Source organism: Photobacterium sp. S4TG1 (assembly GCF_036040035.1).
Lineage (GTDB): Bacteria > Pseudomonadota > Gammaproteobacteria > Enterobacterales > Vibrionaceae > Photobacterium.
Map to the genome: position 1 here is coordinate 93284 of NZ_JAYXUH010000013.1, position 24391 is coordinate 117674.

A 24391-nucleotide genomic window follows, 5' to 3' on the forward strand; every position below is an offset into this window, starting at 1 on the left:
TATGTCATTTAAAATAGATAGATAATAACAATGATTAGCTATGTAAAAAATAATACCATTGGTAATCGTCTAACCTCAGCCATTATATTAATGGCATTTTTAACGATTAGTGTCAGTGTTATTGCCGCATTAACATGGCAAAAATTGAGTCAGCAAATAGGTACTATTGCCAATGATAATATGCCAACCTTACGTTCAAGTTATCGTTTAGAGCGCAGTACGGCAGAATTACAAGCTGCATTAACGGCATTAGATATGAACACTAATCCGTTAAAGCATAAAGCAATTAAAAAAAACATTGTCTCTATTTTAAAAGCGATTAGAAACTCAATAGATAATATTTCAAGTTTATATTACTACCCCAAGATCAAATCCGGCCAACAGCTATTAGTTGCCAATATCGATAGCTATATCGCATTATTGCAACAAAGAAATACCCAACGATTGGCATTAAAACAAATAGAAAACAATATTAAATGGCTACATCAAGATTTAATTGATGAACTACAGCCACTACGCTTGGAAATTGAGTGGCAAATGATGCGATTACTGAATGATTCCCAGCTATTACCACAAAAGCATGATAGCAATATCAAAAATGTTATGGCCGAGTTTTCAGTTATTCAAACTATTACGGTCAATGTAAATGAATTACACCAACAGATAGAAGATAGCATTCTTCATCGTCAACATGATGACATCAATACTGCTTTTGACGCTATTGGTAAAAAAATATTACAGCTTAATAAAATCAGTAAGCAATTAAATAATTACCCTTCTACCATTACATACCGTCAATTACAGCAAGAATTTACGCAATTAGTAACGCCAAATGGTCAGCTTCAAAAACTATTAATCTTAGATAATATAAATAGCCTAAAGATCTCTCAATCTCAGCGTGATATTCGAAATCAATTAGCGCAGCAAGAAAATATTATTCAAACCCTTGTGGGACATGCTGATAATGCACTCGCAAAATTAAATGGTAAAACCAGACATTCAATTTGGATCAGTAATTTAATTCTATTTGGTGTGGTGTTTATTACCATTATTCTTAGCGTTATTTTATCAATTTATTTAGTGGGTCGTGGTGTTGTTAAACGCTTAAACCTTCTTGGTCAAGATTTACAAGCGATTGCAAATGGTAATCTCAATGCACATATTCAAACGACAGGCGTTGATGAAATAGGTATTTTAGGAGATAACTTACGTTACTTCTGCCAGCAGATGCAAGAAATACAAAACTCAAACGCGCTCAACTTAATCAACAATACGCAGGCCAGTATTATTACTTGTGATCTTAATGGTGCTGTCGAATCTGTTAATCCACAAGCATTGAAACAATTAAATTTTTGTAATGTCGCTCAAAGGCATCAGGTTTGGGATCTATTTGATATTTCAACCCTTAGCAAACTTCAACATTTATTTACGGCTAACGGCCCATTAATGCTTAATGGTGCCTATAACATGACCATCAAACTAATTACTAAAAATGATCAAAGTTTGTATCTACGATTAGATTTCCGTACTTTTACGCAAGGTAATGATGACAAAGTTATTATTACAATGACAGATATCACCGAACAAGAAAACACGACCCGTTGGCTTGAAAATACGGTAGCAGAGAAAACCCAATCATTAACAATCCGTAACCAACAACTGCGTGATGAGATTGAAGATCGTAAACGTATTGAAGGTGATTTAATTGAAACTCAGGATGAATTAATCCAAGCGGCAAAAATGGCCGTAGTAGGTCAAACAATGACATCGCTTGCACATGAACTCAATCAACCCCTGTCAGCGATTTCAACTCGAATATTTAGTGCAAAACTTGCACTTGATCATAAAAAATACGAAAATCTACCCACAAATCTGACAAAAATAGACGATCTTGTTACTCGAATGAGTAAACTGATCATGAACTTTAGAAACTTTGCAAAAAAACAATCAGCAACCAAACCATTAAGCAAAGTGGATGTTCAAGATTCAATTAAACAAGCATTAATCTTGGTAGAAAGTCGCGCTAAAGTACAAAAAACAACGATGGTCAATACCATTGTTCACCCACTTTACGCACTTGCAGACCAAGTCCAGTTTGAACAAATTTTAGTTAATTTATTAATTAATAGCTGTGATGCGGTTGCCCATTGTGAGCAACGAGAAATAACAATTATTCAACTAAATAGCCCATCAAATAAAATTCGATTGGCTGTTTATGATAATGGTGATGGTTTTGACGCCACTATCATTAACAAATTATTCATTCCCTTTACCACTACCAAAGATGTTGGGTTAGGCCTTGGGTTAAGTATTTGTGGTTCAATTATGACGCGACTAAAAGGTGAAATCTTCCTTGCTTCTAGTTTAACAGGTGGAGCAATGGTCGTACTGGAGTTAAATAAATATGATAAGTGATGATATTGAAGTATTGATTGTGGATGACGATCATGATGTTGTCGAAGCCTATCAAGAACTACTTGAAATAGCAGGATTTAAAGCGCAAACAGTAACAGATTCCACCTTAGTCTTAGGAATGCTAAAACGAAATTGGCCTGGTGTTATTGTCTCAGACATGTATATGCCCGGCTTAGATGGAATGGAACTATTAGCGAAAATTAAACAGTATGATCATGAACTACCTGTCGTTATTATTACAGGGCATGGTGATATTCCAATGGCTGTAGGTGCACTGAAAAAAGGGGCGGTTGATTTTTTACAAAAACCGTTACAGCCAAAAGAGCTAATTACGTTACTTGAAAAGTACTTACCTCAACGTCGCCAAATTATTGAACAACGTAACACCTTACACACAACAACGGCTGAAGTATTATTGGGAGAAAGCCCATTAATCATTAAAATTCGCGAGCAGTTAAAAACCATCGCGTTAACAACCAAAGACGTGTTAATTGAAGGTGAAAGTGGCACTGGTCGCCATACGGTTGCAAAATTACTTCATCAAAATAGCCAATTAAGTAATGGCCCTTTTGTTGAAGTCAATGCCGCAAATATTACCCGTACACCAGATTTACAACGTAGCATGATTTCAGCACGTAGTGGCTGTTTATGTTTATGTAATCCTCACCACATGCCTATTGAAACTCAACAATGGCTGTGTCGTTTTTTACTTGAACAAGAACGCCAAGGAAAAAAAGAAGTCCGTGTCATCGCTTTATTTGATGGTGATCCAACTGAATCAGTTGAAACGGAGCAGTTTTTACCAGAGTTATTCTATTTTTTAAGTCAGGTACGATTTAATTTACCTACATTGCGTCAACGTAGTAGTGATATCACATTGATATTTAAACACTATATTAAGCAAAGTTGTAAGAAGTTGAATAAAACAATTCCAGCTATCGATAAAGCTTATCTGGCGATATTAAATCGCTATGAATGGCCAGGAAATGTATTAGAACTTAAAAATGTCGCTGAATTATACGCTATAGGGATCGTCAAGCTTGCAGGACAAGAACGCTCTAAACCGTTAGATCAAATGAGCAGTCCACTTGATGATCTGGTTGATGGCTATGAAAAACAAGTCATTGAAGATGCGTTATACCTTTTCTCTGGCCGTATTAATGAAGTGTCATCATACTTACAAATACCGCGTAAAAAACTGTATTTGAGAATGAAAAAACACGGTCTGGATAAAGCTGAATATAAAGTACGCTCCAACCCACCGCTATAACTTATAAACGATTCCCCAGAGGTTGACTCACTCTGGGGAATTTTTTTAATTATAATTCTAGAGCCCAACGTATAAACTTTTTGCGTTGTTCTTTATTCGCTTGTTGATACAGTTGCTGCAAAAGTTGATCCGTTTGTTGAGCCGTTAAATGTGTAGTATCAATCTGAGTAACCGTAGTGCTTACCGCGTATGGTTCCTGTTTATTTTTCAGCGCCGTTACTGGCACAACAGTCTCTCCTACTGACTCATTTAATAATTTATTGTAATCAGTAAATAATGGTGATCCCGTCATTACAATAGCTTTTTGTTCCACCGCTAATTGAGAGCCATCATCATTGTATAACTTGAAATAAGGCTGCTTTGCAAAGCGCTCAATTTCTTGTGGTGTATCTAATCGTGGTATTTTTACCGTCACTGTCGCTTGATCATCAAGCTTAAAACGTAATAAAACCGGTGCCGAATGCACAAATCCCATCGTTTGCCCTGTTGAATGAGGATTCTCAGGACTATCAAATCGCACTAATAGTTGCTGTTGTCCTGCAGGTAACATCACCTGATGCTGAGCCTTATTTAAACGAACCGCTGTGGTTGCTAAAATTTCAACGTTAGCGGGTGTTTGTAAGTTTGTCTCTGCCCATGATGGTGCACTCATTGACGTAAATATAACGCCAGCAATAATTGTCGATGTTCTAATATTCATTATGTCCCTCAACATAACTAAGCCAGCATCTTTCAGCTGGCTTAATCGTTACTTATTTATTAACTCTATAAGATTAAAACTCGTAACGTAATCCAACGTTGAAGTAATCTTCTTCAGGGTTATTCCAACCATTCCAGTCAGTGCCGACAATGGAACCATCACCTTTTTTACCATCACGGAACACATAGCTACTAAATATGGATGAACGACTGGTCAACTTATATTGTGCTTCAAAGGTGGTATCTTTATATTCCGTTTCATCGCCGCCCTTGTTTTCAAGCGAGCGATAACCTGCACGCAATACCCAATCTGCAGTTAAATCGTAAACGGCCGTTAATTCATACACTTTATCTGTACTATCACCACGACCATTATTAAAGGCTAATTGACCTTCAGAATACATCGCACCTAGCATCAAGTTATTGTAGTAATAACGCGTACCAGCACCCCAGAAAGTATAATCTTTCGCATCACTACTAATGGTGTTATCTGACTTATCATATTGATACGCAATTACAGGTGCTAATTTACCTGCATCACCAAAATCAAAGGTGTAACGTGCGGCAGCGTTGTAGCCAGTTTTTAAATTAGAGGTGCTATTACCAAAAATATAGGCGGTAGAAACATCAAGATTACCAAACGTGTTTTGATATTGAAGAGTGCCATCTTGACGGAAAACTTGTGTTGCAGTGGAATCAACAGCGGAAACTTGGCGCGCGATCGTAACATCAGAGGCTGAGAATACATCCGCAATATCCGTAAGCATAATTAGACCAGAGGCAACCCGTCCCCCAGTTACTTTACCGTATTGTGATGCATCAATTCCGGCCCAAACATAACGCGCGGTAAGATCTTTGCTATCCGGATTAAGGTTATTCGCATATTCAGCAGCATTAACTTGGTATTCAGCCCAACCGATAACAGAAACAGTATCATTAACAGTTTGAGATCCACCTAAACCAAAACGACCATCAAAATTTCCATCGACACCAGATTGATCGGGATTATTATCACGATCAGTTAAGTTAAATCCTAAGCGTCCATAAACATCAACATGAGAACCATCATCTGCTTGATAAACCGTAGCGGCTTGCGTGACACCTGCAACCAATAATGCGGGCAATACTACTGCTAATCTTGTTTTTTTCATTTTATAACGTCCTATTATTATTCGTATATCCGCCTTTACTGATGTAATGCAAACAATACGACTACATTGCTGTAATAAAAAAATCAATCTCGCTAATTAACACCATGTGTGGAATACATAAATAATGTCTTGAGAAAACAATCTAACGCTGTTTTTCTCGATTATTTATTCACATTTATGACTACAATAAGCAATAACCCTGAACAATTACTGAACAGTATTTTCTTATTTCACGATAAAAATTATTAATCAACAACTGTGAAATAGATCGTTTTTTAAACGGTATTTTTTGTGACGTATCTGCTGGTCAAATAGATAACTTAAAGGTATAGAAGGGGAATATGAGTAATAAATAATACTTATTCTATATAAAATAAATATAAAGCACGTGGGAGTAGTTCAAGTTATAAATTCCGATTACACTATGCAGCTGTTTTTCAGCTTTGGTCTATTACATGTCTTATCAATGTCCTTTATGTCACTTGCCTCTTAATATCGATGCTAACAACACATCATCAATATCTTACCGCTGTAGCAATAATCATCAGTTTGATCAGGCAAAAGAAGGCTATGTAAACTTAATGCCTGTACATCATAAAAGTTCGAAAAACCCTGGTGATAATAAAGAAATGATGCAAGCTCGACGCTTATTTCTTAACACTGAACATTACCAGCCATTACGCGATGCTGTTATGGCACAGTTGCGCCACCACTTACCTCAACAAGCAACAGAACTGCTTGATATCGGTTGCGGTGAAGGCTATTACACATCTGAATTTGTTCAATTACGTCAACAATTTCCGACTATCAGCATTCATGGATTAGATATTTCTAAAGTTGCCGTCAAGTATGCAGCTAAGCGTTATCATGATTGTGATTTCTGTGTTGCTTCTAGCCACCGCTTACCGTTTGCGGATCACTTTTTTGATGGTGTTGTTCGTATTTATGCGCCGTGTAAAGGTGAAGAATTACATCGCGCGATTAAATCTGGTGGTATTCTCGTTGCCGTAACACCTGCACCACGTCATTTATACCAGCTAAAAGAATTAATTTATGACGGTGTTAACTTACATGATGTGCCAGTTGAAAATATTGAAGGATTTGAATTAGTCGAAGATCAACAATTGCACTATGAGATGACATTAACTGGTGAAGAAGCAACGGCACTAATGCAAATGACACCTTTTGCTTGGAAAACATCAGTACAAGTGTGGCAACAACTGGCACAAGCTCAAAATTTCAAATGTGAAGCTGATTTTGCTATTCGTGTTTATCGTCGCCAATAAGGGGAAATAAGCAGAATAAGTGAGATTGATTATCAGTTGATATTGATAATCAATCTCAACACGTCTATTATTTACCGTTTATTCTTTTCGGTATAACGACAATGAAGTCATTAATTTATTTAGGTGTTGCAAGCTTATTAGTTGGTTGCGCCTCATCTCCTCCAGCTAATAACGCTTCACTACCTACCAGCACCGCAACCACCATGTATGATTACACTATCGCAAGTCCTCAAGGTGAGCCTCTTTCTGTTATTCAACTTGCACAAGCTCTACGCGACGCTGATATTATTTTAGTTGGTGAATGGCATAGCCACCCCGCAGCCCATCTTTTACAAGCCCAATTATTGGCAGCGTTGTACCAACAAAATCCAAACCTAACCTTATCGATGGAGCAATTCACACGCGACAATCAGACGCTAGTTAACGACTATTTAGCCGGAAATATCGGTGAAAAAACATTCGTCAAAGAAGCCAATGCCTGGCCTAATTATGACAGTGATTATCGGCCATTAGTTGAATTTGCAAAGCAAAATAACATCGATGTTATTGCAGCAAATGCACCAAAATCGATTGTTCGTTGTGTTGGACGTCAAGGGCCGGAATATCTTAATAAGCTTCCCCCTAATGAACGATTATGGGCCGCGCGTTCATTAACACTAGCCACGGATGCTTATCAACAAACCTTTATTGCTTCGATGCACCATGGCGATGAAGCACAAACTAAACGTCAATTTGCGGCCCAAACGACATGGGATGACACCATGGCAGAAAGTATGGTTGATTATTTAAAACAGCACCCACAACAACAAATAATTCATGTTGCTGGGCGGTTTCATACTGCGGAAGGATTAGGCACCGCATCACGCATTAAAGCGCGCAACTCGGCACTAAAGGTCATGATGGTGACCCCAATTTCAAATCAAGTCACACTGCGTGCGAACGCACCTGATTTCACTGTAAAAATGCAGCCTTTGCCACAACGGTATGTACAAAAAGAGAAAATGATGGCGGCAATGACTGCCATGGGGAAAAGAAATTCTGATTTAAAATGTTATTAATATAAATCAATAAACATAATAACAAACGCCAGATAAAGAAGAACCCCATCGGCGGCCAAGCAGTTGGGGTTCTAAGAGAGATAACAGCTATATCTCCAGTTACCAAGTAATTATACCTTAGCAACCTGTTTGTTGCCTGAATAATCATTCATTATCGAATAATATTCGTACTATAATACGGTTATAGCATGACATTATAATTACTGCATAACATCATTTAAGTGTTCCTATATAGATAAGACCGCAGTGGTTAAATTTAGTTGCAAAAAAGATCTCGTTTACTGAATATTTTTTTATCGCACGAATTTCAGCCTTACCCCATCGCTACCCACGCCAATTTACAGTAAAATAAAACCAGAGCTCTTTTCTTTGAGCCAAATTAATTAGGAAAACAATGAAAAAAACATTTGCTTTAACTCATCCCAAGAAAGCGTCTGCGCGTGTTGTAGAAGCAATTAAACACGATGTGAAGAAATACATTCGTCGTGAGCGTAATAAAACATTACCTGCTGGTACTGATTTTTGGGATTTTGATTGCAAGTTTGGTCATACCGAGCAAGAAGCAAAAGTTATTCACGTAAAAGAAATCAACAAGTACATTGATGAAGCTGAAAAGCTAGAACTTCCATCATTATACTTAGAGATTCTGGCAAAGCCTGCAACACGTGCACCACGTCCAGATTTTGATTTCGACGAAGAATAATTGCTCATTAGCCATTATGTAATGCGCTATAGATCCAAACAAAAAAAGAGTCGCTAATGCGACTCTTTTTTTATTACAACAACACAGCGTCTATTGCTTAGAACCAGCGATCTAATGCGTGACGATCTAATTGCTTAAATGCACGATTTAATACATCCGCTAATTCTTGGTAGCGTGGCTGCGATTTTTTAGGCTGCATCGCATGCCCTTCACTGACAATCTTCTGATAAATTTCGCTATACCACTTCGCAAGTGATGGTGGCAATGTTGTTTGGCTGCGCTTGCCTAACCACCATAAGCCTTGTAATGGCATCGATATCGCTAATAACGCAATCGCAATCGCTTGTGGCATTGCATCATAATTATGAAATGCCATCTGAGTAAGAATACTAATTGCAGCGACCGCAGGCATCACTTTTGTCGCAAATTGGGTGGCTTTAATATACCGATGTTCAGGAAAAACAGCCGCCAGCTCTTTGCGCATTGGCCATGTCGTCATGTAATGCTGACCATTTTGAAAGTGTTTCCACATTGTATGTTGAGCCATAATGCACCACTCATCAAAAAAAATTATAACATTTAAAAAAAATACACAACAAACTTGATTCAAATTAAAATATTCTAAAAATCTTTTTGTTATATTGCGTAACAATCGGTTATTCTAGACCAGCCTAGATGTAATTGTTGCTGTTAATAACCTTAACTGCAAGCTAGGCTCTGTCAAGGATGACCCAGAATTAGAGGTAACTCAATTCTATTTCTCAGGAAAGAGCGTGATTTTTCCCTCTAGTAAGACGAGTCATAAATATTCGTCTATTCTAGGGGTACTTTTTTATTCAAAAATGAATATCAACTTTCAGACAGATTATAGGTAGTCACTCTCATGTCTAAGCTGGTTTTAGTTCTAAACTGCGGTAGTTCATCTCTTAAGTTCGCAATCATTGATCCAGTATCAGGTGAAGAACATCTTTCAGGTCTAGCAGAATGTCTAGGCCTTCCTGAAGCTCGTATCAAGTGGAAACTTGATGGCAAGCACGAAGCACAACTAGGTGACGGCGCTGCTCACGAAGAAGCTCTAGCATTCATGGTTGATACTATTCTTGCTTCTAAGCCAGAACTTAAAGAGTCTCTAGGCGCTATCGGTCACCGTATCGTTCACGGTGGCGAGCAGTTCTCTGCATCAGCACTAATCGACGATGTTGTTCTTCAAGGTATCGTAGATGCGTCTGATTTCGCACCTCTACACAACCCTGCACACGTTGTTGGTATCGAAGCTGCTAAGCATAACTTCGCTGGCCTGAAAAACGTTGCTGTATTTGATACTGCTTTCCACCAGACTATGCCTGAAGAAGCATTCCTATACGCTATCCCTTACAACCTATACAAAGAGAACGGCATCCGTCGTTACGGCGCACACGGTACTTCTCACCGTTTCATCGCTCGTGAGACTGCAGTTCTTCTAGACAAGCCTCTTGATGAGCTAAACATCATCAACTGTCATCTAGGTAACGGCGCATCTGTATGTGCAATCAAAGGCGGTAAATCTGTAGATATCTCTATGGGTCTTACTCCTCTTGAAGGTCTAGTAATGGGTACTCGTTGTGGTGACCTTGACCCAGCTGTTATGTTCCACCTACACGATCGTCTAGGTATGAGCGTTGCTGAAATCAATACTATGTTCACTAAAGAGTCTGGCCTACTAGGTCTTACTGGTGTGACTTCTGACTGTCGTTTTGTTGAAGAAAACTACGGCGTTAAAGAAGAAGCAACTCGCGCAATGAACGTATTCTGTCACCGTCTTGCTAAGTACGTAGCTAGCTACGCAGCAACAATGGACGGTCGTCTAGACGCTATCGTATTCACAGGCGGTATCGGTGAGAACTCTGCACCAATCCGTGAAGAAGTACTTAAGCGTCTAGCTATCTTCGGTATCGAAGTAGACAGCGAAGCAAACCTTAAAGCTCGTTTTGGTGGTGAAGGTGTTATCACTACTGCAAACAGCCGCATTCCTGCAATGGTTGTTTCTACTAACGAAGAATTAGTAATCGCAGAAGATACAGCGCTTCTAGCTGAAATCTAATCTTACGATTATTGAAACGGCTGACCTTTTTGTCAGCCGTTTTTTCATGGCATTTTGTCATATTTTACTGTGGTGCTGCTCTATGATTATTCTGCTTACATCATCAAAGCCGAATTGTTATTGAACAGTGCTGTATCGATTCAATAGTCAGAGGAATCTATAGTGTCTCGTACTATTATGCTTATCCCAGTTGGCGCTGGTGTTGGTCTAACAAGCGTTAGTCTTGGTGTGCTTCGTGCAATGGAGCGCAAAGGCGTTCGTGTTTCATTCTTCAAGCCTATCGCGCAACCGCGTCAAGGTGGCGACCAGCCTGATCTAACAACAACGATCATCCGTGCTAACAGCGATATGCAAATCGCTGAGTCATTCTCAATGGCAAGCGCAGAAGAACTTATTCGTAACGATCAAACTGACGTTCTTCTAGAAGACATCGTTGCTCGCTTTAAAGCAGCAACAGCAGATGCTGACGTAACACTAATCGAAGGTCTAGTTGCTACTCGTAAGCACCCTTTTGCAAACCAAATTAACTTTGAAATTGCAAAAACACTAGATGCAGAAATCGTATTCGTTGTCTCTCCTGGCACTGATAACCCAGCGCAACTTAAAGAGCGTATCGAAGTAGCATGTTCTAACTTCGGCGGCATCAAGAACAAGCAAATCTCTGGTGTTATCGTTAATAAGCTTAACGCACCAGTTGATGCTGAAGGCCGTACTCGCCCAGATCTTTCTGAGATCTTTGACGATGTTGAAGGTACTGTTCCTTCAAACGTTGAAATCATGCAAGTCTTCAACTCTAGCCCTATCCGTGTTCTTGGTTGCGCACCTTGGAGCGCAGAGCTAATCGCTACTCGTGCAACAGATATTGCTCAGCACCTAAATGCTGAAATTATCAATGCCGGCGATCTAGAAACACGTCGTATTAAGAGCATCACATTCTGTGCACGTTCTATCCCTAATATGGTTGAGCACTTCCGTCCAGGTTCACTACTTGTGACGTCTGCTGACCGCCCTGACGTTATCGTTGCTGCATGTCTTGCTGCAATGAACGGCGTTGAGCTAGGTGCACTTCTATTAACTGGTGGTTACGACCTACCTAAACCGGTTATGGATCTATGTGAGCGCGCATTCGCAACAGGTCTTCCTGTTATGACAGCACAAGGCAACACTTGGCAGACGTCTCTTAACCTACAGAGCTTCACTCTTGAAGTTCCTGCAGACGATAAAGAGCGTGTTGAGTTTGTTAACGAGTACATGGCAAGCCACATCGACGGTAACTGGATTGAGTCTCTAACTGAAGGTTCAAACCGTGAGCGTCGTCTAAGCCCACCAGCATTCCGTTACCAGTTAACTGAACTTGCTCGTAAAGCAGCTAAGCGTATCGTTCTTCCTGAAGGTGATGAGCCACGTACAGTTAAAGCTGCGGCTATCTGTGCTGAGCGCGGTATCGCTGAATGTGTGCTTCTAGGTAACCCTGAAGAAATCCGTCGCGTTGCTGAGCAACAAGGTGTGGTTCTTGGTGCTGGCGTAACTATCATCAACTCTGATGAAGTACGTGAAAACTACGTTGCTCGTTTAGTTGAGCTACGTGGTGCGAAAGGCATGACTGACGTTGTTGCGCGTGAGAAACTACAAGATTCAGTATTCCTAGGCACAATGATGCTTGAGAATGGCGAGGTTGACGGCCTAGTGTCTGGTGCAGTTCACACTACAGCAAACACTATCGTTCCTCCATTCCAAATCATCAAGACTGCACCTGATGCGTCTATCGTATCTTCTGTATTCTTCATGCTACTACCTGACCAAGTATTGGTTTACGGTGACTGTGCGATCAACCCAGATCCAACAGCTGAGCAACTTGCTGAAATCGCTATCCAATCTGCAGATTCTGCAAAAGCATTTGGTATCGACCCTCGCGTTGCTATGATCTCTTACTCTACTGGTACTTCTGGTAAAGGCGCAGACGTAGATAAAGTACGTGAAGCAACTAAACTTGCTCAAGAGAAGCGTCCTGATCTAGTGATCGACGGTCCTCTACAGTACGATGCTGCAATCATGGAAAACGTAGCGGCTTCTAAAGCGCCTAACTCTCCAGTAGCAGGTAAAGCAACTGTATTTGTATTCCCAGACCTAAACACTGGTAACACAACTTACAAAGCGGTACAGCGTTCTGCAGATCTAGTCTCTATCGGTCCAATGCTTCAGGGCATGCGTAAGCCAGTTAACGACCTTTCTCGTGGCGCACTAGTAGACGATATCGTTTACACAGTTGCACTAACTGCGATTCAGGCAGAACAAGCTAACGCTAAGTAAGTTCTCTTTTCTTACTTAAAAAACTGTTCTAACGCCCCTGCACAATCATTTTGTGCAGGGGCGTTTTTTATTGCTGGCAACAGCGGATTTAAGCCTTTATGCTAATTGTCTACTTAGGTTAAGGATGACCCAATAGCATGGACGCGCTTAATACCTTAGGGCTTTTTATTGGCTCTTTAGTTTCAAATACCCTCGCTTCACTTTCTGGTGGTGGCGCCGGTTTAATACAATTTCCACTGCTCCTTTTTCTCGGTTTACCGTTTGGTATTGCCCTTGCGACCCATAAAGTTGCCAGCGTCGCTTTAGGTATTGGTGCTACAGTTAATCATCTTCGTAATGGCAATTTACCGTGGAAACTCACCCTCTACGTGATTAGCGTTGGTGCCACTGGTGTCATCATTGGGGCTAATCTTATTCTTACGATACCCGTTAAATTCGCTGAAGCCGCCTTAGGTGCATTGATCATTAGCTTGGGTATTTATTCTGTTACGACTAAAGATCTTGGCCAAACATCCACGCCACAACGTCGACAGAGTTTAGGGTTTATTATTGGCGCTATTATTTTATTTATTATCGGCATGATTAACGGCTCACTGACCGCGGGAAGTGGTTTATTTGTCACTATGTTCTTAGTCCGATGGTTTGGATTTGACTATAAACAAGCTGTCGCCATCACTTTAGTCAGCGTCGGATTATTTTGGAATGCCATCGGTGCCATTGCTATCTACCAAGCAGGGGCAACCATTTACTGGCCGTGGCTACCTGTATTATTAATTGGATCGTTATTAGGTGGTTATCTTGGTGCTCACCTCGCCCATCAACGTAGTAATCAATTGATTAAGCGTTGCTTTGAAAGCTTAACCTTTGTAATTGGTTTTAAATTATTACTCGATCTTTAATAATAACGACTGCCTCAAACAGGAATAAACATGAATAAAGCCACCATCGATATTTATTATTGTCGTCAGTGTAATTGGATGCTGCGAGCAACATGGATGACTCAAGAGCTCTTACATAGTTTCAGTGAAGATATTCAAACCATTAGCCTTCATCCAGATACTGGTGGACGGTTTGAAATTCATTGTAATAACCGCTTAATTTGGGAACGCAAACAGGATGGCGGATTTCCTGATGCTAAACAGCTTAAACAACGGATTCGCGATGAAATAGATCCCGGACGTGATTTAGGTCATACCGATAGATAATATTGCTTTCAACAAAAAAGCGCATGCTCGATAGCTCAAGCATGCGCTTTTTATTAATGACTAAGATGCTAATTAAGCACTGTTTGTGCCAACACCTCCCCCTCAAAACTAATCACAGATAGCTGATTACCGTCTAATAAACCGTAGCTTGCAGGTAAACCGTTACGAGGAATAGCAACGGAGCCAGGATTAAAGGCGTAGTAATCCGATTTTAATTCAGCAACCGGAATATGAGTGTGGCCAGATACAATCACGTCGCCATTCATCAACGGTGGATGCTTATCGGCATTATAAATATGACCATGAGTTAAAAATAACCGTCGACCATCAGCTAACATCACCAAGTTATAATCTGCCATCATCGGAAAATCTAACAGCATTTGATCAACGTCGCTGTCGCAATTACCTCTTACCGCGGTAATTCGATCTGCATACTGATTTAATAATTCAGCCACTTTGATCGGATCGTACCCTTCAGGTAACGCATTGCGAGGCCCATGATTAAGAATATCACCTAATAAAATAAGATACTTAGCCCCACTTTGTTCAAAAGCAGCAATGGCTTTTTGAGCAGCAACGAAACTACCGTGAATATCTGATGCAAAAAATAATTTCATGATTAAGCTCGACCAAAAAATCGTAAATATATTGATTCAGTCTACGTGAGCCGCAATAAAAATACTATTATCACAATCAAGCCATAATGTGATCAGCCAGTATCACTTATACTGTGAAAGTAATTGGTAATAATAATATTCATTGCAGCACAAACTTGCTTACAACATTAGTTAATTTAAGATAGTACATCGATAACCGCGAGGAATAACGCTATGAGAATCTTAGTGACGGGCGCGACAGGGCTCATCGGTAAAGCACTGCTTCCCCATTTAAATCATGATGAAATCACTGTTATTAGCCGTGATCCTGCTCGTGCTTATCAACTATTAGGTCATCATATTAACGCGCTTGATTTACTCGAGTCATTACCTAATCTTGATCAATTTGATGTTGTCATTAACCTTGCAGGTGAACCCATTGTTGGTAAACGCTGGAGCGCTCAACAAAAGCATGTCATAGAAGACAGCCGTTGGAATATCACCCAGCAACTGGTTGATAAAATACAAGCCAGTGATAATCCTCCGCATACATTTATTAGTGGTTCGGCTGTTGGAATTTACGGTAATCAACACGATCAAATCATTGATGAAACGTTTAATATTGCACCTGATAAGACTGATTTTTCCCAGCAAGTTTGCTCTCAGTGGGAACAAATAGCCCTTGAAGCACAATCTGATAAAACACGTGTATGCCTATTAAGAACGGGGATCGTACTTGCGAAACAAGGCGGTGCGTTAGCGAAAATGTTACTCCCTTACCAATTTGGTGTTGGTGGTCCTATTGGTGATGGTCAGCAATATTTTCCGTGGATTCAGTTGCAAGATATGGTGCGAGGTATTTTATTTTTAATCAATCACAATGATGCTCAAGGTCCATACAATATGACCGCACCTAATCCCGTTACAAACCGTATTTTTAGTGCCACTCTTGCCAAAACCTTACATCGTCCACATTTATTTTTTACACCGACTTGGGTACTAAAATGTGCTCTTGGAGAGTCATCACAACTATTATTAGATGGCCAACGAGCACTACCAAGCAAGTTACTGGCAGCAGGGTTTAACTTTACTTTCCCAGAGATTGAACAAGCACTAAAACAAACATTAAGTGATTGATTAAATGTGTTAACAAAATAAAGACAGGGCTTATACGTAGCCCTGTTAAATATTCACTCTAAATTTCTTGCTATCGTCATTCCTAACCAATAACATGCATTATAAATACAGCATTGGAGTTTGTAATGTTAGATCTAACCAATCCTACCGTAATTACATCGCTTATTTTTTTAGGTGTCGAGGCTATCATTTTGATTTTAATGGTATCAGTACCTATTTTATTAACATCGGCACTGATCATTAAAAATATTCGATCTTTTTTTCATTCAAACAAACCGTGATCGCCAAAAAAGCAAAATATCGCTAATACCAACATCGTCACCGTAATGGCAATAGTAGTTTTTTGATCTGCGATTGCGAGACTAAATATACCAACACAATCGCCAACACAGGTAAGCCAATCCAAATCATCGGATGTAAACTAAACGGTAATTCAAACCCTTTAACCACCAGCAAGCCGACCACAAACTCAGCGCCTATCGCAGCAATCACTCCTGCTAATACAGCAATAATTCCGTACTCAAACCACAAAGTAGCAGCAATACGTTTTCGACTGGCACCTAATGTTCTATATAATTGAATTTCAGTTTGGCGATCGGAAATACTTAACCGTAACAACGTCATGATCAGCAATAAACCACTAACAATACCGAGTCCTGCTAACACTGTTAACGACCAACTCACTTGGGCTAATAATCTTTGAATACGGGTTGCCATCATACGTAAATCAAGCACAGTCACAGTAGGATATTTGCTAGCTAGAGTATTTAATAATTCATTTTGTTGCTCACCAACTCGAAAGCTAACTAATCCCGTTGCGGGAAATGACTGCAACACATCTGGCGTAAAAATAAAGTAGAAATTAGGCTTCATATTGCGCCATTCAACGTGTCGAATACTGTTAACGGTAGCACTAAACTCCAATCCACCGACTGTAAATGCTAGCTTATCACCTAAGCGAATATTCAACCGTTTGGCAATGCCAGATTCAACCGAAACACCTTTAACTTTTCCCCATTGTCCTTTCGTTACCTCATTATGACTTGGCAATTCCTTCGCCCATGTAAAGTTCAGCTCACGTTTTAAAGCAGGATCAACACTGTCATCATCGACCTTTCGATTTAGCTCATTGTTTATCTCAGTATTATTTTCCGCTTGATCAGTCGCTGTTTCATTTGATGTAACATAAAAACGTCTATCATTGATTGCAACTAATCGCCCACGTGTTACTGGATAGCTTTGCGAACGGATGAAATTGGCTTTATCTAAATCAGCTAAATAGCCTTGCTGTTGCTCAGGGGCAATATTAAGTGCAAACACATTTGGCGCATTCGCAGGTAAGGTATTTTGCCAATCAGTCAATAGCTCATTACGCAATAGACCAATGATCGCTAATAACATTAATGAGCAAGTTAACGCCACCAATTGAGTCGCAGTTTTGGTTTTACTGCGATTCACACGACTTAACGCCAAACTATAAGCTGCGCCAAAGGTTAATTTTTGTAATAAAGTAATTGCCCCAACCCCAATCAGGGCTAAGACGATCAGTAAGACAACAATACCTAGCAAACTTAGCCACACTAATACGTTAGTGCCAATCCATATTATTGCCGCTAATAGAGGAAAAAATAATAATAGCCATACTAAACGAAGAGAAGATGCTGCTGTCGTCGATACTTGTACTGAATTTATCGCGGAGGTTTGTACTAACCGTGACAGTGGAATCCCTAACGCGGGAAGCGCGATTAACAATGCCAATAATAAACTAACCACCACTGGCGCAAACCCCATAGCAGGTAGCTGATCTGGCAGTAGGTTTTGCAAAGGATAACGCAGTAACCACTCAAGCCCTAATCCAAGCGTTAAACCAATAAAGATCGCGACCACAAATACGAGGCCGATCTGAGTTAATAGCCAGCGCCATAACAAACCTTTAGTCGCACCAAGACTTTTCATCATCGCCACCGCCGTCTTACGCGTTGCCGCATAATGTTGGCAAGTCAGCACTAAAGTCGCGGCAGCCATTAATACCACCAGCACTAATGTTAGCGATAAATATTGCCGCGCACGTTCAATAAAATCACCACTGCGTCCCGCATCATTTTCCGTTAGCCACCGTTGACTTGGGGTTAAGATTAATTGCTGACGAATATCATCTAATACTTGATTGGAGCCAGAGAAATAATAACGATAGCTGATGCGACTGCCAGGCTGCACACCACCGACAGCTTCCATATCTTGTTGATGAATAAACACAGTTGGCATTTGGCTAAAAGGATTAAACGATAATTCAGGATCTTGAGTTATGCGCCCGCTTACGGTTAACTCGGCATCACCTACCATCATCACATCCCCTATTTTCACATTTAATAATGAAAATAAACGCTCAGCTAACCATAATTGATTCGGTTTTATATGATGAGATAATGCTTGTGTCGGCACAGATTGCAGTGTCAGCTGCCCCCGTAATGGAAAGGCTGAATCCACAGCTTTAACACTGACTAACTGCATACCATTATCACTAAAGGCCATGGTGCCAAAACGCGTTTGTTGTGACACCGTTATTGCATTGGCTTGTAAAGCTAAAAGTTGTGAAGAGGCTAACGGCTGTGAGGAAACTAACACGCGATCCGCGGCAAGTGCAGATCGTCCTTGATCAACAATGATCGCTTCAACACGACTGACTAATGCTGATAACGCAAATACACATGCAATAATTAAACTTAAGGCTAAAGTGATTAACCATAATTGACCTTGGCGAATTTCACGCCACGCCCAACTCACGATAAATAAGTGCTTATTTGTTGTCGAAAAACCATTAGACATTGTAATTATCCTTATTTACCTGCCTATTATCCGTTTTATTCAATACTTGATTTAACATGCCATTATCTAATCGCATTACACGATCACACCGTGATGCTAATGCGTCATCATGAGTAACTAACACTAATGTGGTACCACTATGTCGATTCAACTCAAAGAGTAATTCAATGATCATCGCTGCCGTTTGCTGATCTAAATTCCCTGTAGGCTCATCAGCAAAAAGGATTTTAGGTTTGATCATAAACGCCCTCGCTAATGCGACCCGCTGTTGTTCACCACCAGAAAGTTGACTTGGTAAGTGGGTTTCTCGTCCTTGTAAACCAACCACCGTTAATAGTTGTTTTGCTCGCTCAGTATCAATCGTTTTATTTTGAATTAAACACGGCAAAGTGACATTTTCTAACGCAGTTAAAGTCGGTAATAACAAAAAATTTTGAAATACAAATCCAATAGATTCACTACGTAATTGTGCCCGTTGTTCATCATCTAAGCACGTTAGATTATGACCTAATAATTCGATCTCACCGGTTGTTGGCACATCTAACCCTGCCAGTAACGTCATTAGGGTCGATTTTCCGGCACCGGATACACCCACTAACGCAATTGACTCACCTTGCTCGACCTCAAGCGAAACATCCTGCAAAATAGTCATTGGCGACAAGGCTGTCGTAACCTGTTTAGATACAGAGTGTGCTTTTATTACGGAGATTGACATGATACGAATCCTTTCATTAGTAATACTGCTATTTTCATCAACAGCGTTTAGCCAAACACTATTAGTTTTAGGTGATAGTTTAAGTGCGGGTTATCAAATGCCAGCCAATAAAAGTTGGCCAGCACTACTTCCTAAAATATTAGCCCAACAATCTCAGCCAACAACCATTATTAATGCCAGTATTTCTGGTGATACTAGTGGTAATGGGTTAGCACGATTACCGCAACTACTTAAACAACATCAACCTGATATTGTGTTAATTGAATTAGGTGCTAATGATGGCTTACGCGGCTTCAACCCTAAAATACTACGCAATAACATCAGCCAGATGATCACTTTAATTAAAGAAATGGGATCACAGCCGTTATTAATGCAAATCGAAATTCCACCTAATTATGGTAAGCGTTATAACACGTTGTTTCGTAATACTTACCCAGAGTTAAGCCAATCATTAAACGTACCACTGTTGCCTTTTTTCCTTATTGATATCATTGTTAAACCTCAACTGATAATGAAAGATGGTCTTCATCCAACAGCAGAAGCACAACCGCTTATCGCCCAATTTATGGCAAAGCAACTTCAACCGTATCTCAATCAGGAAAGTTCACAATGACAACTTCTATCTTAATTACTGGCTGTAGTTCTGGCATTGGCTATTACTGCGCCGCCGAGCTCAATAAATTAGGCTATAACGTCATCGCCAGTTGTCGCCAACAACGCGATGTAGAACGATTAAATAGCCAAGGTATTCCTTGTATTCAGCTAGATCTTCGCTGTTCTGAATCTATTGATCGCGGGTTAAAACAAGCATTGGTGTTAGCTAATGGCCAATTAGATATATTATTTAACAACGCCGCTTACGGGCAACCAGGAGCACTAGAAGATTTACCAACAGAGGCATTGCGCGCTCAGTTTGAAACTAACTTCTTTGGCTGGCATCAACTTACTCGTGCAGTGATCCCACTGATGCTACAACAAGGCCATGGTAAAATAATTCAAAACAGCTCTGTGCTAGGCTTAGTTGCAATGAAATACCGCGGCGCCTATAACGCCAGTAAATTTGCCATTGAAGGTTATACTGATACGCTTCGATTAGAGCTTGCTAACACTCCCATCAAAATAGCACTAATAGAGCCGGGCCCAATTGAAAGTCATTTTCGTCAAAATGCTAAATCTCAATTTGAACAACATATTGATATCAACCATTCTCGTCATCATGATGCTTATCAACAAACATTGCATAGATTAGGCACTGCAACCCCAAATAACACCTTCACTTTAGGACCAGAAGCCGTTTTTAGACAAGTGTTAGCCATAATTAACAGCAAGCATCCAAAAGCACGTTACTATGTTACACAGCCGACTTATATCTTTGGCTTTCTTCGTCGTATATTACCGACAAAATGGTTAGATAAACTGCTAATAAAGAGTAATTAATCAAATTCAGGCCATAATAACAGCGTTTATTATGGCTAATTTAGTTTTTTCAGTATCGATAAAATGGTGATAAAAACAACACAAAAAAATTCAACTTAAAAAAATACGTCACATTTCAGGTTATAAAGTTAAACAAATAGCCTTTATAGCTATCTTTTTTCTTATCTACGCTAAAATCTATAATAACGTCACATTAGTGTCACAATAAAACGCTACAGTAAACTCAAGTCAAAAGACTTATATCATCAAAACTTGTCTTATCTGAGGTGTAGTATGTCGTTGCGCCAAATTAATCTTATCTGTCTCTGTATCACCGTTGTGGTTATGCTTACCTTTAATAATTAATGTCATTTAATGCGATTTTCTTGATTCGTCTCGATTCATCCCCATATATTTGATATAGCCTTTCAAATAGCCAACGGATATCAGCACATGTATCAAAATGTCGCTCTTGAATTAAACGAACAGAATCTTCAGCAAATCATCGATCAATCAATGCAGACACCGGTGGTCATCAGCTTCTGGGCACCATCAATGCCAGAAACGCTTGAAGTCAACGCTACCCTTGAGAGAATTGCCCGTGAATATCAAGGGCAATTTACGCTAGCAACAGTGAACTGTGAGACTCAACAGATGGTTGCATCTCAGTTTGGTGTACGTGGATTACCTACCGTTGCCTTATTTAAAGGCGGTCAGCCCGTTGATGGTTCAGCAGGTCCACAAACAGAACAAAGTTTGCGTGAAATGCTAACTCGCCATCTACCCACACCTGATGAATTACAACTGCAACATGCATTAGCGTTAGTAAAAAGCGAAGATTACAATCAAGCTCTTGGATTATTACGCCAGTTAGCACAAAAATTTCCTAAAAATAGTGTGATTGAACTAGCTATTGCTGAATGTTTGATAGCGGCAGGATTATTTGATGAAGCGGAATTAATCCTTAAAACCATTCCAATGCAAGATCAAGACGCACAATATAAAGGGCTACTTGCTAAGCTTGAATTACATAAACAAGCGGGTAACTCGCCTGAAATACAGTTATTAGAAGAAAAATTAGCGGAAAACCCAAGCGATGCAAATATCGCCTTTGAGCTTGCCGTTCAATATAGCCAAGTAAACCGTAACGAAGAAGCACTAGCACTCTTATTAAATATTCTTCGTAACGATCTTAATTTTGCTGACGGTAATACTAAAAAAACCATGATGGATATTTTAGCGGCACTAGGACAAGGAAACCCAATTGCTGGAACTTATCGCCGTCAACTGTATTCATTACTATATTAAGTTATAAACAAAAAAAGGCCCGTCAGCTTAATGCTCACGGGCCTTTTTTATGTAACATATTTAATTTAGCCGTTAACGTGCATTTGTTTTTTCAAACACTAAAAACTTATTACCTGAATCAATAACCAAAGTGTTATTGATAACCTCGATACTGGTTGCACTGCGTAAAACATTAAGCATATTTTCTTCCTGAGTAACAAGTTCAGGTAAGCAAATTCTACGGGTGACACTAGGTAAAGTAAAACTACCATCAGCCGCAATTAGGCGTCCTTTAAATTGATTACAACCTGTAAAACCAGACACTTTCATATCAGCATTAATATCTAATTTAGGTTTATGCTTTGTTACACCAGGGATACATACGCTACCTTTTAGTGTCCATTCCCCTACAAGTTGAGTTGATTTATTCAGTTGTTGATTAGAAAAACAACCTGTCAATGAAATGGCTAATAGTATTAATAAACAAAATTTACTTTTTTTCATCATCGCTCTATAACTCAATCTTAATCTCAATAGACTGCTTTTTCATTTAGAAACAAGCTATTGAGATAACAATCGCATAAAACAATGCCGATGATCTCTCATCGGCATTAATATTCAAACTATACAGTCTGTACTATCGTCTTAATTACTTAAGGATGATTTGTACTGAACGCTGAACATAGTTAGTGCTGTCAGCTGAGTTAGTTTGGATTGGGTTGCTGTTAGCTACGTGAGAAACAGTTAGGCGAGATGCGCTAATACCGTTTGCTTCTAGGAAGCTAGCAACGTTCGCTGCACGTTCTGCAGAGATTTTTTCGTTGATTGCTTGGCTACCAACTTTATCAGTACGACCGATAATTTGAGCGTTAACTTCTGGGTTAGCTTGCATAGTTGCAACAACTTCGCCTAGGTTGTAACGGCCGTAGTCGTTTAACTTAGTTTGACCATTTTGGTATGGAAGAACGTAAGAAGAACGAGTTGGGATTTGTGCTTCAACAGCAACTTCTTTAACAACTTCTACAGTGTTTGTAACAACTACTGGTGTTGCAGGTTGACCAAACTTGTATGTCATACCCCAGTACGCTTGAGTTAGATCAGCGTGACCTTGTGAAGTACGTAGGTTTTGGTAGTAATCAGCACCGATTTGAGTAGATAGTGCGTTAGTGATCTGGTAAGACAGACCTAAACCACCAGTTGCTGAGAAGCTATCAGAATGCATGTGGAATGCATTGTCAGCAAAATTCTTGTCATTTGCATAGATGTAAGTACCACCTACTTTAGCAAATGCAGATAGTTTCTGTGTAAGAGGTAGATTACCTTTAATACCTACAGTTGCAAGGTTTAGGTCAGAGTTACCTAGGTCATGCATGAAGTCGTAGCTAGCGTATACACCAACATATTGGTTGAAGTCGTAACCAGCATCTAATTTAGCACTTGGAGCATTAGTTTGGCCGCCAAATGCTTGAGAGTCTGCGCTACCTACGTAACCCATACCTAGTGCACCACCAACCCAGAAGCCGTGGCCTTGACCAGCGTACCAGTGACCAGTTGCAGCTGATTGAGTTAGAGCAGTGTTATTTGTAGCCGTTGCAGGTGCATCAGCAGCCATTGCAGATGTAGCAACACCTAGAGATAAAGCTGCTACTACAGCTAGAGATAGAGATTTCAATTTCATGTTTAACTCCATTGGTTAAATGCTTTAAAACTTTCTAATTGCCTGTCCATATAAGTGCGTACTATCTATTTTTTTAAGTGTGTATCGCAGAACAGTCTTTGTTAGGAACCCATCCATTCTGTGACTGAGTTGGCATTAAGGCAAATAATAAAAAATGATGTTCACAATTGATTGTTGTTTTTTCACACGCGTCAAAAAAATGACTTCTGAAAAATAAATCTTTCAGAAATAATTTAGATAAATGGAAATAACGATTTTTTTAAACAAATTAATTCATATAAAAAAAGATAAAAACAACACCAAAACCAAAAATTACCAATCAAAAGCAATAAGTTAAAACAAAAAGCACACATACCCATTATGTAAAAAAAAATATGAAAAACATACTTTTTTATACTATAGATAATGTGATAAATAATCATATAGCGCTATTTAAGGTATGAATTATCCTTTATTATCTCTTCCATAAATATTTTTTTTTGTTAGCATTTGCTTTGAAAATAAAGAACTGAGATGTGTGATGGACTTTTTCATGGTCGAAATAGAAGAAGTAACTCCC

21 protein-coding genes are annotated in these 24391 nt (G+C 39.5%); 13 read left to right on the forward strand and 8 right to left on the reverse strand.

From position 1 onward, the window contains the following. Window positions 1-30: 30 nt before the first annotated feature. Together VXS03_RS14755 and VXS03_RS14760 are read left to right on the forward strand one after the other, a co-directional pair. Window positions 31-2415 carry an ATP-binding protein gene (locus tag VXS03_RS14755; protein ID WP_327764566.1) on the forward strand — a complete coding sequence of 795 codons (2385 nt, stop codon included), beginning with the start codon at window positions 31-33 and terminating at the stop codon, window positions 2413-2415. After that, complete coding sequence (locus VXS03_RS14760) at window positions 2405-3685, forward strand: sigma-54-dependent transcriptional regulator (protein WP_327764567.1); 1281 nt, start codon at window positions 2405-2407, stop codon at window positions 3683-3685. Before VXS03_RS14755 ends, VXS03_RS14760 begins: the two co-directional genes overlap by 11 nt. A gap of 49 nt (window positions 3686-3734) precedes the next feature. Here the strand turns inward: VXS03_RS14760 and VXS03_RS14765 are convergent, their stop codons facing one another. Beyond that, window positions 3735-4385, reverse strand: a complete 651-nt coding sequence (locus VXS03_RS14765; RefSeq protein WP_327764568.1) for a DUF2057 family protein — start codon at window positions 4383-4385, stop codon at window positions 3735-3737. A 73-nt stretch (window positions 4386-4458) separates the two neighbouring features. Continuing rightward, a complete protein-coding gene (locus VXS03_RS14770) occupies window positions 4459-5535 on the reverse strand; it encodes a porin (protein WP_327764569.1) in 1077 nt (358 codons plus the stop codon). Window positions 5536-5990: 455 nt separating this feature from the next. On the opposite strand from VXS03_RS14770, the gene rlmA reads away from it, so the two are divergent. From rlmA to VXS03_RS14785, 3 genes are all read left to right on the forward strand, one after another. Beyond that, window positions 5991-6821 (forward strand): 23S rRNA (guanine(745)-N(1))-methyltransferase, encoded by an 831-nt coding sequence (gene rlmA, locus VXS03_RS14775; RefSeq protein ID WP_327764570.1) that lies wholly within the window; start codon window positions 5991-5993, stop codon window positions 6819-6821. Between the two features lie 101 nt (window positions 6822-6922). Then, entirely contained in the window at window positions 6923-7879 is a 957-nt protein-coding gene (locus tag VXS03_RS14780; RefSeq protein ID WP_327764571.1) for a ChaN family lipoprotein, read from the forward strand. A gap of 394 nt (window positions 7880-8273) precedes the next feature. Next, window positions 8274-8582, forward strand: coding sequence for a DUF6172 family protein (locus tag VXS03_RS14785; protein ID WP_080158077.1), 309 nt, complete (start codon window positions 8274-8276; stop codon window positions 8580-8582). A 97-nt stretch (window positions 8583-8679) separates the two neighbouring features. Here VXS03_RS14785 and yfbV read toward each other — a convergent pair whose 3' ends face one another. Then, window positions 8680-9129: a terminus macrodomain insulation protein YfbV gene (gene yfbV / locus VXS03_RS14790; protein ID WP_045038210.1), complete on the reverse strand. Its 450-nt coding sequence runs from the start codon at window positions 9127-9129 to the stop codon at window positions 8680-8682. A 336-nt stretch (window positions 9130-9465) separates the two neighbouring features. Between yfbV and VXS03_RS14795 the strand changes: the two genes are divergently transcribed. The 4 genes from VXS03_RS14795 (at window position 9466) to VXS03_RS14810 (ending at window position 14177) form a co-directional block, all read left to right on the forward strand. After that, window positions 9466-10662: an acetate kinase gene (locus tag VXS03_RS14795; RefSeq protein WP_327764574.1), complete on the forward strand. Its 1197-nt coding sequence runs from the start codon at window positions 9466-9468 to the stop codon at window positions 10660-10662. A 162-nt stretch (window positions 10663-10824) separates the two neighbouring features. Further along, window positions 10825-12972, forward strand: a complete 2148-nt coding sequence (gene pta, locus VXS03_RS14800; protein WP_327764576.1) for a phosphate acetyltransferase — start codon at window positions 10825-10827, stop codon at window positions 12970-12972. 137 nt (window positions 12973-13109) lie between these two features. After that, window positions 13110-13871, forward strand: a complete 762-nt coding sequence (locus VXS03_RS14805) for a sulfite exporter TauE/SafE family protein (protein WP_327764577.1) — start codon at window positions 13110-13112, stop codon at window positions 13869-13871. Between the two features lie 30 nt (window positions 13872-13901). Next, window positions 13902-14177 (forward strand): SelT/SelW/SelH family protein, encoded by a 276-nt coding sequence (locus tag VXS03_RS14810; protein WP_327764579.1) that lies wholly within the window; start codon window positions 13902-13904, stop codon window positions 14175-14177. Between the two features lie 68 nt (window positions 14178-14245). On the opposite strand, the gene yfcE is transcribed toward VXS03_RS14810, so the two are convergent. Further along, window positions 14246-14794 (reverse strand): phosphodiesterase, encoded by a 549-nt coding sequence (gene yfcE / locus VXS03_RS14815; RefSeq protein WP_327764581.1) that lies wholly within the window; start codon window positions 14792-14794, stop codon window positions 14246-14248. A gap of 213 nt (window positions 14795-15007) precedes the next feature. Here yfcE and VXS03_RS14820 point away from each other — a divergent pair, with 213 nt between their 5' ends. Continuing rightward, the gene (locus tag VXS03_RS14820) at window positions 15008-15910 is read left to right on the forward strand and encodes a TIGR01777 family oxidoreductase (RefSeq protein ID WP_327764583.1); all 903 of its coding nucleotides are present in this window, start codon (window positions 15008-15010) and stop codon (window positions 15908-15910) included. 318 nt (window positions 15911-16228) lie between these two features. Here VXS03_RS14820 and VXS03_RS14825 read toward each other — a convergent pair whose 3' ends face one another. Together VXS03_RS14825 and VXS03_RS14830 are read right to left on the reverse strand one after the other, a co-directional pair. Further along, window positions 16229-18736, reverse strand: a complete 2508-nt coding sequence (locus tag VXS03_RS14825) for an ABC transporter permease (protein WP_327764585.1) — start codon at window positions 18734-18736, stop codon at window positions 16229-16231. Beyond that, window positions 18729-19451, reverse strand: coding sequence for an ABC transporter ATP-binding protein (locus tag VXS03_RS14830; protein ID WP_327764586.1), 723 nt, complete (start codon window positions 19449-19451; stop codon window positions 18729-18731). Before VXS03_RS14830 ends, VXS03_RS14825 begins: the two co-directional genes overlap by 8 nt. Here VXS03_RS14830 and VXS03_RS14835 point away from each other — a divergent pair. From VXS03_RS14835 to VXS03_RS14845, 3 genes are all read left to right on the forward strand, one after another. Continuing rightward, a complete protein-coding gene (locus VXS03_RS14835) occupies window positions 19450-20064 on the forward strand; it encodes an arylesterase (RefSeq protein ID WP_327764588.1) in 615 nt (204 codons plus the stop codon). The two genes, VXS03_RS14830 and VXS03_RS14835, sit on opposite strands and share 2 nt — an antisense overlap. Beyond that, window positions 20061-20888, forward strand: coding sequence for an SDR family oxidoreductase (locus VXS03_RS14840; protein WP_327764590.1), 828 nt, complete (start codon window positions 20061-20063; stop codon window positions 20886-20888). Before VXS03_RS14835 ends, VXS03_RS14840 begins: the two co-directional genes overlap by 4 nt. A gap of 432 nt (window positions 20889-21320) precedes the next feature. Further along, window positions 21321-22175, forward strand: a complete 855-nt coding sequence (locus VXS03_RS14845; protein WP_327764592.1) for a co-chaperone YbbN — start codon at window positions 21321-21323, stop codon at window positions 22173-22175. A gap of 72 nt (window positions 22176-22247) precedes the next feature. Here the strand turns inward: VXS03_RS14845 and VXS03_RS14850 are convergent, their stop codons facing one another. After that, complete coding sequence (locus VXS03_RS14850) at window positions 22248-22658, reverse strand: META domain-containing protein (RefSeq protein ID WP_327764594.1); 411 nt, start codon at window positions 22656-22658, stop codon at window positions 22248-22250. Between the two features lie 145 nt (window positions 22659-22803). Then, on the reverse strand, window positions 22804-23832 hold the full coding sequence (locus tag VXS03_RS14855; RefSeq protein ID WP_327764597.1) for an OmpA family protein: 1029 nt from the start codon (window positions 23830-23832) through the stop codon (window positions 22804-22806). Between the last annotated feature and the right edge of the window lie 559 nt (window positions 23833-24391).

Excerpts from the sequence above, each read along its gene's own strand:
- VXS03_RS14780 (WP_327764571.1), top strand. The coding sequence starts at position 6,923 with ATGAAGTCATTAATTTATTTAGGTGTTGCAAGCTTATTAGTTGGTTGC.
- VXS03_RS14770 (WP_327764569.1), bottom strand. The coding sequence starts at position 5,535 with ATGAAAAAAACAAGATTAGCAGTAGTATTGCCCGCATTATTGGTTGCA.
- VXS03_RS14785 (WP_080158077.1), top strand. The coding sequence starts at position 8,274 with ATGAAAAAAACATTTGCTTTAACTCATCCCAAGAAAGCGTCTGCGCGT.
- VXS03_RS14845 (WP_327764592.1), top strand. The coding sequence starts at position 21,321 with ATGTATCAAAATGTCGCTCTTGAATTAAACGAACAGAATCTTCAGCAA.
- VXS03_RS14820 (WP_327764583.1), top strand. The coding sequence starts at position 15,008 with ATGAGAATCTTAGTGACGGGCGCGACAGGGCTCATCGGTAAAGCACTG.
- VXS03_RS14805 (WP_327764577.1), top strand. The coding sequence starts at position 13,110 with ATGGACGCGCTTAATACCTTAGGGCTTTTTATTGGCTCTTTAGTTTCA.
- VXS03_RS14795 (WP_327764574.1), top strand. The coding sequence starts at position 9,466 with ATGTCTAAGCTGGTTTTAGTTCTAAACTGCGGTAGTTCATCTCTTAAG.
- VXS03_RS14810 (WP_327764579.1), top strand. The coding sequence starts at position 13,902 with ATGAATAAAGCCACCATCGATATTTATTATTGTCGTCAGTGTAATTGG.
- VXS03_RS14855 (WP_327764597.1), bottom strand. The coding sequence starts at position 23,832 with ATGAAATTGAAATCTCTATCTCTAGCTGTAGTAGCAGCTTTATCTCTA.
- VXS03_RS14830 (WP_327764586.1), bottom strand. The coding sequence starts at position 19,451 with ATGTCAATCTCCGTAATAAAAGCACACTCTGTATCTAAACAGGTTACG.
- VXS03_RS14760 (WP_327764567.1), top strand. The coding sequence starts at position 2,405 with ATGATAAGTGATGATATTGAAGTATTGATTGTGGATGACGATCATGAT.
- VXS03_RS14825 (WP_327764585.1), bottom strand. The coding sequence starts at position 18,736 with ATGTCTAATGGTTTTTCGACAACAAATAAGCACTTATTTATCGTGAGT.
- VXS03_RS14850 (WP_327764594.1), bottom strand. The coding sequence starts at position 22,658 with ATGAAAAAAAGTAAATTTTGTTTATTAATACTATTAGCCATTTCATTG.
- VXS03_RS14835 (WP_327764588.1), top strand. The coding sequence starts at position 19,450 with ATGATACGAATCCTTTCATTAGTAATACTGCTATTTTCATCAACAGCG.
- VXS03_RS14840 (WP_327764590.1), top strand. The coding sequence starts at position 20,061 with ATGACAACTTCTATCTTAATTACTGGCTGTAGTTCTGGCATTGGCTAT.
- rlmA (WP_327764570.1), top strand. The coding sequence starts at position 5,991 with ATGTCTTATCAATGTCCTTTATGTCACTTGCCTCTTAATATCGATGCT.
- VXS03_RS14765 (WP_327764568.1), bottom strand. The coding sequence starts at position 4,385 with ATGAATATTAGAACATCGACAATTATTGCTGGCGTTATATTTACGTCA.
- yfcE (WP_327764581.1), bottom strand. The coding sequence starts at position 14,794 with ATGAAATTATTTTTTGCATCAGATATTCACGGTAGTTTCGTTGCTGCT.
- VXS03_RS14755 (WP_327764566.1), top strand. The coding sequence starts at position 31 with ATGATTAGCTATGTAAAAAATAATACCATTGGTAATCGTCTAACCTCA.
- yfbV (WP_045038210.1), bottom strand. The coding sequence starts at position 9,129 with ATGGCTCAACATACAATGTGGAAACACTTTCAAAATGGTCAGCATTAC.